We start from the raw sequence: 12,478 nt of genomic DNA, 5'->3' as shown, positions 1-12,478 counted from the left end.
AGTCGCAAATATGCCACTTGGCGATCAGGTGGTCGCGCAACGCTTGATCGATCGAACAGCCAAGGTCGATTTATTCAATGGCCGACCTCCTGCAGCCAACCATAATCGACAAAAAGAGCAAATTTTTCGCCCTGAGGCGCTGGCGAGGCGGTGTCTGAATGATTGGACTTACCATCATTTCTTGGCGCTTGCTCTTGCCATTGAGATCGCGAATGATTCATCAAGAGCATATGCCTGCCATAGATTTCCGCACCATCCGTTCCCACCGTGGAAGCCAGCACAGCGCGTTCGAGGAACTCGTTTCTCAGCTCGCAGCGCTCGAGACCCCTGCGGGCACGCCGTTCCATCGAAAGGGAGTTGGCGCCGATGCCGGCGTCGAATGCTATCGCGTCGACGCGGACGGAAGCGAAACCGCCTGGCAGGCGAAGTACTTTTTCGAATTCGGCAATTCGCAGGCGCAGCAGCTAACCGAGTCATTCGACCAGGCAGTTGCCAGCCATCCCCGACTCAACCGCTACATCGTCAGCGTACCGTTCGACTTTTCGGACGGAAGGGTTGGCAAACAGAAGTCGCAAAAGGATCGATGGGACGACTGGGTCGCCGCGCGGGCGGCGGCTATCGCGCCACGCCAGATCGAGATTGTTCCGTGGAGTGCGTTCGAACTGACCGAACGTCTCTCCCGCAACACACCGCTGTATGTCGGCCGACGGACCTACTGGTTTGACGCCGTCCATTTCGGGAACGATTGGTTCGAAAGTCGCTTCGCGATCACGCGCGCTGCGCTCGGCAAGCGCTATACTCCCGAACTCAACGTAGATCTGCCGATCCGGCAGGCGCTGACGGCATTTGCCCGCGATCCCGCCTTTCTGCGCAAAGTCGAGCGTTGGGCCGACCAGATCGACGAGACGGCGCATTCGACGCTCGATCATATGCGCCGGGCACTGGCGGACGGTGACGTTTCGCTCGTCAGCACGCTTGAGGATCAGTTGCACGCAGTTAGCCGGGCGATCCGGACGACGTCACTGGATACCCTCGACACCTTGCCGTTCGAGGATTGGGCAACGATGCTCGATGCCACGCGCGAGACGCTCGGCACATGCGCCGCGAAAATCTGGGATCTGCGCATCTCTCCGAGCGGCGACAATAACGACATCCGGCACGGCGTCTATTTCGCCGACAAGCTGCACGAAGTCATTGGCGAGATAGAAGAAGAGATAAGCTCGCCCGAAAACCGCTGTGGCAATCCGCGTCGGCTTCTCCTCACCGGCGCGGCCGGTGTCGGCAAATCACACCTTCTGGCTGACGTCGCCAAGCATCACATCGCGCAAGGCTTTCCCGCGCTGCTCGTTCTCGGCGGCTCGTTCAGCGACGCCGAGCCCTGGCGGCAGATCGCCGACCTGATCGGGCTCACGACGACCACCCCGGCCGAAATACTCGGCGCGCTGGACGCCGCAGCCGAAGCGGCAGGCACCCGGGCGCTGGTCATGGTCGATGCCATCAACGAGCGGCAGGGTATTGCAGTCTGGTCCGAACGACTGGCAGCGTTCCTCGAAACCGCGACGGCCTATCCCCGGATCGGTATTCTCGTTTCGTGCCGCACCACGTTCCTGCCGTATGTCGTGAGCGACCATCTGGACGAGGCCGCACTTCCGCGCATCGCCCATCCAGGCTTTGCCGGCCGCGCGGCCGAAGCGGCGCGTCGATACCTGGACCAGCGCGGGATCGTCCGGATGGCGGCGCCGCATTTGGCGCCGGAATTCGAGAATCCGCTGTTTCTGAGAACCTGCTGCGATCTGCTCGACCTGACCGGCGAGCGCGAGTTCCCGCGTGGCCTCGCCGGCATTTCGAGTATTTTCGAGTTCTATTTCAGGGCCATCGCGACCACGCTCAACCACAAGATGGGTCTGTTCTCCAGGTCGGCGATTGTCGAAGGCGCTTTGCAGACGCTGACGAACGCGATGGTCGAAGCCGGTAGCGGCTATCTGCCACTCCACCAGGTCTTGACGCTCCTGGAGGCGATCCATCCGTCGCAGGGGCGTCATGAGCAAAGCCTGTTCTTCCAGTTCGAGAATGAAGGCGTGCTCGCCGTCGAACCCGTCAACGAAAACGGCGTGCTGATCGAACTCGTGCGCTTCACGTTCGAGCGACTGAGCGATCATCGCATCGCCGAGCGCCTGCTCGACGAGAAGGTCGGAAGCGGCGATCCGGCCCTTGCCTTTGCGACGGACGGCCCGCTTCGCGGCTATATCATCGGCCAAGACGCGCACCGGTTCGCTGGGGTTGCCGAAGCCTTCGCCGTTCAGATCCCGGAGCGCTACGCCCGCGAACTGCCCGACCTGATCGAGGACGAATGGGAGCGATGGAGCGTCGCGCACGCGTTCCAGCAAAGCTTGTTGTGGCGCAATCAGGCGGTGTTCACCGAGCGCACACTCAAGTTGGTCGAGGATCTATCGGAAGGCAATCAGAGCGACCCTTTGCTCTCGATTCTGCTGGCGGTTGCGACCGAGCCCGACAATCCGTTCAACGCCGATCATCTCGATCGCAAACTACACCCGATGACCTTGGCCGAGCGCGATGTCGAATGGTCGACCGCCGCGACCGGCATTGCCGACGAACCCGACAGCCCGATCACGACCTTGATTGAGTGGACCATGTCGAACGGTCTCGAAGCGCTCGAGCCCGAACGCGCCCGTCTCGTTGCGCTGACCCTCGGCTGGCTGACCAGTCTGAGCCATCGCCATGTCCGCGACATGGCGACCAAGGCGCTCGCCGCCTTGTTCGTCACGCGGCGCGTTCTTGTTGTACAGATGGTTCGACACTTCGCCGATGTCGACGATCCCTATGTCGTCGACCGCGTGCTGGCGGCCGCCTATGGCGGGGCCACGCGAAGCTATTCCGACGATGGTCTGGCCGAGCTGGCGCGGGCGGCGTTCGCGGCAGTGTTCGACCGTAGCCCCATGCCGCTCCATGCGCTGATCCGCGACCATGCCCGTGGGCTGGTCGAGCTCGCAGCCGCCCGCGGCGTCCTGCCGGCGGATCTCGATCTTGTGCGTGCGCGTCCGCCCTATGGCCCGGGGGTTCCGCTCGAGGAGATCTCCGACGAAACCCTTGCCGCGTTCGTCGAGGATTATGGCGGCACCAAGCTGCGCGACGAGATCTGCAGTTCGGCGATCGAGGATGGCGACTTTGCCCGCTACGAGATAGATCCGCTCGCCGGACGCTTTCTGCTGCTGCCGCGTGAAGATGTGGGGCGGCCGCTGGACGACATCTACGAGGAATGGCGCGCCAGTGTCATCGCACCCTTCCCGGAGCGCGTCGCAGCGCTCGATCGCCTGGTCACGACGGTCAAGGACCTGCGCGACAACCCGCTCGGTTTCGACTTCCTCGACAGGCCGGCGCGCCCTGCGCGTCCGGGTAAGCGCGACGCGCGCAAAACCGCCGAGAGCGAGCACAAACTGGCGCTCGCGGCGTTCGAAGCGCTGCTCGACGAAGCCGGGCAGCAGGAATTCCGCATCCGCGGGTTCGGCTATGTCGAGCGCGCGATGTGGGATCCGGACTCGTTTGGCTCGCACCCCGATCATACCGGCATGGGGGCGCGGCGCTGGGTCGCGTGGCGCGCACACGATCTGGGTTGGACCCCCGAACGTTTCAGCGCCTTCGACCGGCACGTGCATAATCACGGACGGATGGAACACCGGATCGAGCGGATCGGCAAAAAGTATCAATGGATCGCGCTGCACGAACTGACCGGGCGGCTGTCGGACTATTATGCAGTCGACGGCAACTGGCGCTATCCGCCCCAGCCCTATGAGGGGCCATGGCAGGTCGGCATGCGCGAAATGGACCCGACCGTGCTGGTCACGCATACCGAGCAACGCGACAATGATCGCCAGGGGGCGACATGGTGGTCGCCACTCGCCGTCCGCTGGTGGCACGATCCGCCGCCCGCCAGGATCGCCTGGATGAGCGACCGGCAGCGCGACATGCCCGATCCGGTCCGCGAGATCGACGTCACGGATCCCGAGGGCCGGCGCTGGCTGGTGCTCGACGCCAATGTCGGCCGCAACCAGTGGGTGGTGATCGATGGCGAGCGCGTCATCCATCGCATGACATGGCACAAGGTCAAATCGCTGCTCGTCTCCACAGCCGATGCCGACCGGCTGGAAAGGCTGCTCGTCCGCGATGCTGGGGATCGCGACCATCCGCCCGAAACCGACGTGTCTAGCGGCATGTATCTCGGCGAGTATCGCTGGCACCCGTCCGCCGCGAGCTCGCGGGGCGATTGGAAGATAGGCAAAAGATCGCCGATCGGGGTCATGACGACGATCGGGGACTGGTATATCGAGCGTTCGGGTCACGATTATTCGATTCAGAACAGCTTCAATCTGACCGTGCCCTCCCCCGCGCTGATGGACGGGCTGGGTCTCCGGCTCGCCGAAGGCCGGTCACTGCTCTATGCCGATGCCGGCGGCACGATCCTCTTCAAGGACCCCTCGGCCGAAGAGCCCGGCTTCAGCGCGGCGGTAGTCGACCGGGCCGCAATGCTCGCCTGCCTCGAACGCGAAGATCTCGAACTCGTCTGGTCGTTCAGCGGCGAAAAAAGCGCCCATGGCGGCAAACGCCACAGCAACGGCTGGGGCGGCATGCTCGAATATTGGGGTATCTACCGGCTGCGCGGCGACCAGATCTGCGGCAAGCTCAGGTTCGAAGAGAAGAGCCCGCGCGGTGAGCAACTCGCCCAGTTCCTCGCCTCGGGCTAGCGCTGCACGGGCGTCATCGAGAATGCTCAAGTGACGCAAAGTGCACGCTTCGGGTCTCGGAGCTTGGTCCGTAACGCAGCACCTTCAACGTCCGCGCGTACGCCAGCCCGCACCCGCCTCGATCACTGTTGGCCAGCGACGAATGCCCTGATTTGTTCCTCGGTAGGAGCCTCGGCCTGCAGTTGCTGCTCCTGATCAATGATTGGAGACTGCGGTACGGCCGGTGGTAACTCCAGCGGCTGACCGCCCAGCGATGCGGCCAGTGCTCGTGCAGAGCCGATTAGGTCGACCCAGCGCAACATACGGTCAATCCACGAGATCAGCATGTGGGCCGGAACGTGGCGCGTGCCGTCGGGCTCCGCCGCCCGACCGTGCTTGAAGAGCTCGGCACCATCCATGCCAGCCGAACGAGCCAACTTGCGGGCCTGGTCGACGACCCTGGCAAGCAGTCGGTATTCCTCCGTTTGGTGATAGCTACCGCTGGCGGGATCGTACTGGAGTAGTAGATCTGAGCCAAGCGCTCCAAGAAGCGGCGAGGGGTCGACGCCGCCGTCCGTGGCCAGGGTCGCGGCGAAGACGAGTTGACTCCACAACTTCTCCGGAACCTTGATCGTGGCCGTCAACTGCTCCGCCTTGATGTCCAACTCGCGCCGGATCTTGAGTACGGTGTTGACCGGGTTCATCGCGCTTCCGTTGATCAAAGGCGCGACGCCCTGCAGCAGCTGGACGACCTGAACCTCAAGGGCCTTGCGTCCGGCAGCCTGGCTGACGGTAAGGCCGTGGGCGATCAGTGGGTCCACCGCCTGCCTTACCTGCGTGAAGGTAGTAAACGGCGAGATCCAGTTCGCGATCGGCGCGGTCGCCAGCCCCTTCGACGCGGCGATCGTCTCACCATTTCGCGTCACCTCGTCGATGAAGGAGATGATGGCCTCGGCATTGTCCATCGCCATGGTCGGGTGGTTGGCCAACCGATGGCGTTGTTCGACACTCAAAGCGGGATCCGCCTTCAGCGCCTTCTCCAAATCGCGCACGCTCTGCCGATGGTCGAAGACCTCTGAGCGAACGAAGCACAGGATCTTGATCTTCGACCGCTCCGCCAACTTGTAGGCGTGCCGGTACTCCTCGCGCGTGATGCTGATCTTGGCGGGTTCGTCGAACCAGCCACCGACGCGTCGGCCGATGAAAAGCACGAAGAGGTCGGCTTGCTCAATCGTTTCAAGGCACGCGTCATAAGAGTGCTTGTCGAGTGGCCGGGTGAAGTCGGTGAACTCGGACGCAAGGACCCGGCACCCGCGCGCTTCCAAGTAGTCCTTCAGCGCGCTTCGGAGGTCGCTGAAGTCATGCACCGTGGATGACAGGAAAATGGTCGGACGGTCCGGTGCGATGCTCATGCGCCCGTGCCTTTCGCCCGCTGCTTCGACCGCGCCCCCGGTCCCACCATCACCATCGGCTTCCAACTGAGGTCCGCCTTGACCAGTTCGAATTCGGCTTCGGCGTCCGCTTGGGTGAAGAACGGCTTGGTCATGTAAAGCACCGCATAGAAGCTGCGCCATTCATGATGCCCCGAATAGCCGCGCATGTCGGCATAGATGCCGTCCAGCGCAGCCTTGGCCTCGGTGGTGGAGTCGATGAACTTGTACTCGGCAGCTGCCATAAGTGACCGCACGCCGATGTCCGGCTTGTAGACCTTGACGTTCTTGCCGAGGTGAATATCCGGCACAACATCCCGGAATGCGTGCCGCAGGACCAAGAGCACGGCGCGCTGCACGTCCGCCTCCTTTGACGGCTCAACCTCTGCTTGGCCGATGATTTTCGGCGTGTTCGACAGTATGGTCTCAAAAACGCCGAGCCCGGTGACCGCACGACCTTCTGTCATGGCGGCGAGCGAGGCATATAGGCTCCTCGCCGCAGCAAGTGGCGGACTGTGAAAGCCGGGATCCCACCGGGTTGGACCGGCATCCGCTAGGTTAGGGAAGGACCGCATCTTGTTCATGATGTCCTTGCGGTAGGCGGGAAGGCCGAGCCGCTCAGCCAGTATGGCGGTGTCGCGGTATGCCTTTTCGACAAGGAAGCGGAGGTACTCCGTGGCGTCCTCCAAATCGTCGGAGTGATCGCCATCCTCAACGTTGTCGCTCGTATTGCCGCTGGCCACGTACTCGTACTTAACAAGCGCACGGTCGGCGTCACCGAAGGTCTCGCGAATCGACGCCGCTAGCAGCTGTTCTTCGATATTCATGTGGCGGCAATCCCATAGGCGCCCTGTGCGGAGCAATATTATTTTACGGCTGCTATCGTGGGCTGCCATCCCGAAACTAGCCATTCCGCTAACGGCCCAATTTCAGTCATTCAGTGACAGCCTATCATAGCGGCCGTTTCTGGGCCGGAAGCGGCCATTCCGGTTTTGGCAAGCAATTAGCATAACCGAACCAAAGTGCCCTTGCTGCCCGCACTCTCAAATCGAGCGCTACGCCCGGTAAACAGAGCGATGATGTCCGCGCCGGTGCGAGTATGCTGACTTACCTCGGCGCTCGCAAAGACGCCGACGCCGCCGATAGCCATCGGCAACGGGGCCTGATCCTGCGCAGAGGGTCCGGCGAATGCGCCTGATGCTTCGTAATCTGCCAAGCGCTTGTCGACGGTATGGCCGATCCGCCCCGCCGAAGGCCCAGTTTGCCGAACGTGAAACCACCTCGGTCACATTCTCGTAGGCAGCGTCCAGAACAAGAGCAAATCGCTCTCAACGCATAAACACCGGCTCGATATCAGACGTTGTTCATCGGGATACACTTCCCAAATACGTAAAAGGCAATGAAACTCGCTTCAGCAGTCATCCCTGTGATGGTCGGGTTGGCGGGAAGGGGGATTCCCCCTTCCCGTCCGAATTAGAGTTTCGCCCTGATGCCGGCAGTATAACGACGACCAAAAAGGTCGAAATCAGGTGCCGTCTCCAAGCCAGTTGGCGTACCGAAAGGAGTACCTGGCAGGTACTGAGGCTTTGTATCGAAAATATTATCGACATTAAAATAGAATGTTATGTCGTCGTTCGGGTCAAACGAAATCTGCGCATTGTGCAAGAAATAATCATCGATATCATTGAGCGCAACTACGTCCGGATTATTACTAATGAAGTTATCCGGATTAATATACGGCGCTCCGCTCAAGAAAGTGGTTTGCCAGCTCAAGCTGATACCTTCTACTCCGTACGTAGCTCGGGCTGACGCGCGATGCGTCGAGAATGACGCGCCGAATGTACCTGCATTGTCGACTGGGTCCGAAGATGGATCACTCTGCGTGATGAAATCGATCAAATATGTGTAATTAATATTAGCCGAAAAGAAATCGTCATCAGCGAAACCAGGAGCGGTTTGATAGCGCAGTTGCGCATCGACACCGCGAACATCAAAACCAGCGATGTTGATGAGCTGCGAATTCACAGTCTGCAATCTTCCAGTAGGAAAGCGAATAACCTGGTCGCAGAAGACGGGTTCATTGGTAAGCAAACACTCTTGAATCGTAAAGTTGCGTCCGACCGTACTAACGGCGTCTTCGATACTGATATCGAAGTAATCGACGCTTAGCGACAAACCACGTACAAGATCCGGAGCAACCACGAGGCCAGCTGTGATCGTTGTGCTGGTTTCCTCTTGCAGATTGATGTTACCCCCGATGAAACCGTTCACGCCTTGCGTATCGGCAAGCGTGTAGGTGAATGCCTGCCCCGGGTTCGCTGCTAAGAACGAGTTGATCGCTGGGATTGCGCGGCACGCGGCATCAAATTCGCCGGTGGAAGTTGCCGTCACACCGTCGCAGGGATCAATTACGGAAGCGAAGGTTTCCGATGGCTGGCTGAACAGTTCGGAATTGTTGGGCGCCCGGTTGGACACTGCGTAGCGTCCCCGGAACTTTAGACCGGATACCGGCTCCCATTCAGCACCGGCATTCCAGCTGAAAACACTGCCGATAGTGGAGTAGTCTGAATATCTCGCTGCACCGTTCAGTCCCAAGTAGTGAAAGAAGGGAGTATTGCTGATGAGGGGAACGCTTACCTCACCAAAGACTTCGAAAACATCCTGGCTTCCGACAAGGTCGGGCAGGGTATTTCCGGAATTCCCGCCAGTATTGGTGAGAATGTCCAGATCATCCACCGTCGAATCGTAGCGGTATTCGATCCCTAAGGCCGCGCCGATGCCCCCGGCACCCCACAAATCGAACAAATCTGCAGAAGAAAGCACCGCCGTTGCGACATGCTGCTCGTTAGTAATCTCTTGAGACTTTGGCACCACAGCCTGGACGTAGGCTGCCGCGGCGGGATCGACTGTGTTGAAACCGAACAAGTCGATCGGAACGCAGCCTTCCGTGCGCGCTTCCTCGCTCCGGCAGACAATGTCAACGCCAACGACATTGCCTGAGCCTACCCGGATAGAGTCGAGGGCATTGCGGTAGCGATTGTTGTCAATGTCTTCGCTTGCGTTAAAGTCAACGAGATGACCGTACACATAGCTGATGTCGAAACCGATGCGCTCGGTGACATCGCCGCGTATCCCCAGGACCGCTCTCCACGTCTCGCGCTTCACGGTGTTGCTACGGTCAAACACATCGTTTTGCCGCCGCCGGCCGCCAATCGCGTCTACGTCGTTCGAAGGATCGGCGTCCGAATTGGCCGCTTCGATTGCGGCGGCAATATCGTCGGGTATAAATGCATTCGTGATCGGAATGCCGAATGGATCTTGCGGTCTGAAATAAATGTCGCCGAGCAGATCGAGCGCGAACGGTTCGAGTCTCGAGTTGGACAACACCCGTGCATAAGTTGCTTCGCCGTAAAGCTCGGCTGCATTTCCAAGATCGTAATTGGCAATAGCGTAGGCCAGATACCGTTCAATAGGCACGGAGATGTAGCGCTCGTTGTTTCGATTGAACCCATAACCTGGTGCGCCAAGATTGGAGATGTAGGCAAGGCTGTTATCGCGGTTGAATGAGAAGGTACTGACGTCGCCGGGCAATATCGGGACCGGCGTGCCGCCGGCATCAACCAACTGGAACTGACCCTGCGGCGCGAACGAACTGTATGAGGCAGGACCGCAAATTAAATTTGCGCAATCCTCATCCGAAATATCGCGGTTCCTTGAACGCAGCCCTTCGTCCTTATCATACTGGAAATTGAGTATGATATTACCTTGGTTATCGTTGCCCCAAGTCGTCCCCCCCATGGCGCTGACCAGATAGCGGGGATTATCGCCGGCCTCGGTGATACCCGCTTGAGCGCGAACCTGGAATCCGTCGAATTCATCGCGTAAAATGAAGTTGACGACACCGGCCACTGCATCGGACCCGTAAACTGCGGACGATCCACCCGTAACGACCTCGAACCGCTCAATCAGATCGATTGGGATATTGTTAAGATCCACAGCGGAATCACCGGCGAACCCGCTGATGAAGCGACGGCCGTTGACGAGCGTCAAGGTACGGCTGGATCCGAGGGCGCGAAGGTTCACGGTCGCAATTCCGGTGCCAGACGTGAGGAAGTTCGTGTTGGTCCGCGTCGATCCGATACCGACTTGGGGCAGTTCGTTGATGACATCGGAAACATTACCCGCCGCGTCTCGCAGGATCTGTTCGCTATCGACGACCGCAACCGGCACTTCCGATTCAATTTCTGGCCGGGGAATGCGAGAACCAGTCACTACGATCGGCGCTCCTTCTACCTCACTGCCGGTCTGTTCTTCCGGCAGCTCCTGCGCCGTGAGCGAAGATGCTTGAATGGCTATCGCCAGCGCCGTCCCGGCCAAGAGTCCAGGGTGGCCCAATGTTTTGCGAATATACATAAGTCTGAGATTCCTTACCTGTTGATTGGGCAAAGTCCTATCTCAAACTTGCAAGGCGCCAAACCCCTTTATAGTTCGCTTCGTACTAATGCGTTGGCGGGTGTGGCTTCTCGGTTACACGTTCACTTACGGTCCTTCCGGATTCTGGTCAGGTTCATCCGTCAAGGTGCGGGCTATCAAACGATCAATCCAAACCGTGCGAGCATCGCTCGTTAAGCGGGCGTTCTCCAAGGCATCCAATTCGAACCGGTCGGTTGCAATCTCTATTCGCGCCAGAATACGGTCTAGTTCGACGGCGACGGCAGAACGCATCGCCAGCAGCCAAAGCCGCCGGTCCTGCAGCGACAGACCTTCTGATAGGAGTACTCGGGTGCGCCAAGGGTCTTCGGGCAAGAGATCAGACTGAACAATAGCCGTGATCCAAGACTGCACCGCGTCCTCGCCTAGTGCCGTACAGGAGAGTAGTTCTGATTTCCGCGCGTTATCTGGCCCCGGTTCAGTATCGATAAGTTCTCTTTTCTTTAGCCGTTCGATCGCGGGATAGATGCTTCCCGGACTATCAGAAAATGTCGATGCCAAACTGCGAGGAATTGCCTTGCGCACGAAATAAGCGGTTACCGGCTGCCACTTCCGAATGATCGCCAAAATATGGCTTTCATGATGAGTGAGCGGACTAGGCATTCACGAGAACTCCCTGGCTTGGTGCGGCATCTGGGCTGCGGGCATGCACTCTAGCCGGGCGGATGTCTCTCGAAAGATTTCGACGATCGCGAACGCGCCCGTCAGACCCCCCAGAAACGAGCATCGATAAAAGCCTTGTTTAATACGTCTCGTATTATTAATTGCGGTTTATGACGTTGATGCAGAGGATCTTGGACAGCCGGTCTGTACTACCGAGTTCCGATGTGCGGGTATCCCGCAGAGACGCTTTGCGCGTGGCCGCATGTCCGCTGCGCTATGTTCTTGACGTAGACGCATCGCTGCAGTGCGCTGACCTGATCCGGGACTGTCCGGAATTGATGTCTCTCGAAAAAGCCGTGCTCCGCTTGCCGGCGTCGGAATTCTGGCTAGAATGGTTTTGCGAACCGGAAGAGCCGGGATCTGAAATCAGCGGCCTCAAATTGGGCTGCCTCGCGCGCGCTTCCGAAGATGGGCGTAGCGGTACATTGTTGCCATTTTACGCTGCGACCGACGGTGCAGCGAAGCGGCTCCCGGGGACCATCGAATTCGATCTCGATCGCGACGTGCCGCGATCGGCGTTGGGTAGTCGAAATTTCTCCCACCGCCTGTTTCCCCATCTTGATCACATCCTGCAACATGCCTTCATCGTCATGGACGACCGGTGGGTCGCCAAGGCGTCTAAAAAAGGTCCGGCGACGTTGCAGAACATGCTGACGCTTGAGGCTGAAGGTACGTGGTTTTACCTTCCCTTTCTGCTTACGTTTTCGCTGTTGCTGGGCAGTCCTAATGTCGTGCAACGACGAAATGGCGCATCAGGCTCTTCGGGGACGGGTTCCCCAACGAGAATGGCGACCGACCACATCGAAGTAAGTATGCACCTTGGCGAGACGCGTCAAAAAACAAGCAACGCCAGTGAGTGGGCTGGTTCGCGCGCCAGCCGCGAGACGCCAAGGCTGCATCTGGTTCGCGGCCATTACGTATCGAGAGGAGAAAAGACTTTTTGGCGCACGTCCCATCTACGCGGTAACGGCGAATGGGGAGGCCTCTACAAGACCGTGAACGTGAAGGCCGGTCGCGCTTTGCCGTGATATCTGTGCCGATGGCCGCAAAACCGAAACTCGGACGCCACTTACTGCTTTACTGCGCGGATCAACAGCACCGTTTCGCTCGGTCTTGTAATAGGCCTGAGCTGGTCCCGTACCCACCGCGTGTAAC

General features: G+C 59.4%; 6 protein-coding genes. 2 read left to right on the top strand and 4 right to left on the bottom strand.

Annotation, left to right across the window (positions count from 1 at the left end):
* Window positions 1–230: 230 nt before the first annotated feature.
* The gene (locus HUV48_RS09905) at window positions 231–4,760 is read left to right on the top strand and encodes a P-loop NTPase family protein (protein ID WP_176267621.1); all 4,530 of its coding nucleotides are present in this window, start codon (window positions 231–233) and stop codon (window positions 4,758–4,760) included.
* A 122-nt stretch (window positions 4,761–4,882) separates the two neighbouring features.
* On the opposite strand, the gene HUV48_RS09900 is transcribed toward HUV48_RS09905, so the two are convergent.
* From HUV48_RS09900 to HUV48_RS09885, 4 genes are all read right to left on the bottom strand, one after another.
* Window positions 4,883–6,151, bottom strand: coding sequence for a DUF4062 domain-containing protein (locus tag HUV48_RS09900; protein ID WP_176267620.1), 1,269 nt, complete (start codon window positions 6,149–6,151; stop codon window positions 4,883–4,885).
* Complete coding sequence (locus HUV48_RS09895) at window positions 6,148–6,996, bottom strand: hypothetical protein (RefSeq protein WP_176267619.1); 849 nt, start codon at window positions 6,994–6,996, stop codon at window positions 6,148–6,150. The genes HUV48_RS09900 and HUV48_RS09895 overlap by 4 nt, the downstream gene beginning before the upstream one ends.
* Window positions 6,997–7,642: 646 nt before the next feature.
* Window positions 7,643–10,582: a TonB-dependent receptor plug domain-containing protein gene (locus tag HUV48_RS09890; RefSeq protein ID WP_176267618.1), complete on the bottom strand. Its 2,940-nt coding sequence runs from the start codon at window positions 10,580–10,582 to the stop codon at window positions 7,643–7,645.
* A gap of 126 nt (window positions 10,583–10,708) precedes the next feature.
* On the bottom strand, window positions 10,709–11,263 hold the full coding sequence (locus tag HUV48_RS09885; protein ID WP_176267617.1) for a PadR family transcriptional regulator: 555 nt from the start codon (window positions 11,261–11,263) through the stop codon (window positions 10,709–10,711).
* Between the two features lie 338 nt (window positions 11,264–11,601).
* Between HUV48_RS09885 and HUV48_RS09880 the strand changes: the two genes are divergently transcribed.
* The gene (locus HUV48_RS09880) at window positions 11,602–12,351 is read left to right on the top strand and encodes a hypothetical protein (protein WP_176267616.1); all 750 of its coding nucleotides are present in this window, start codon (window positions 11,602–11,604) and stop codon (window positions 12,349–12,351) included.
* The last annotated feature ends 127 nt before the right edge of the window (window positions 12,352–12,478 follow it).

The organism is Qipengyuania atrilutea, assembly GCF_013370205.1.
GTDB lineage: Bacteria > Pseudomonadota > Alphaproteobacteria > Sphingomonadales > Sphingomonadaceae > Actirhodobacter > Actirhodobacter atriluteus.
The sequence above is the reverse complement of the archived record's forward strand: the minus strand, read 5'-3'. Positions and strand labels throughout refer to the sequence as shown.

Excerpts from the sequence above, each read along its gene's own strand:
- HUV48_RS09905 (WP_176267621.1), top strand. The coding sequence starts at position 231 with ATGCCTGCCATAGATTTCCGCACCATCCGTTCCCACCGTGGAAGCCAG.
- HUV48_RS09880 (WP_176267616.1), top strand. The coding sequence starts at position 11,602 with ATGTCTCTCGAAAAAGCCGTGCTCCGCTTGCCGGCGTCGGAATTCTGG.
- HUV48_RS09890 (WP_176267618.1), bottom strand. The coding sequence starts at position 10,582 with ATGTATATTCGCAAAACATTGGGCCACCCTGGACTCTTGGCCGGGACG.
- HUV48_RS09895 (WP_176267619.1), bottom strand. The coding sequence starts at position 6,996 with ATGAATATCGAAGAACAGCTGCTAGCGGCGTCGATTCGCGAGACCTTC.
- HUV48_RS09885 (WP_176267617.1), bottom strand. The coding sequence starts at position 11,263 with ATGCCTAGTCCGCTCACTCATCATGAAAGCCATATTTTGGCGATCATT.
- HUV48_RS09900 (WP_176267620.1), bottom strand. The coding sequence starts at position 6,151 with ATGAGCATCGCACCGGACCGTCCGACCATTTTCCTGTCATCCACGGTG.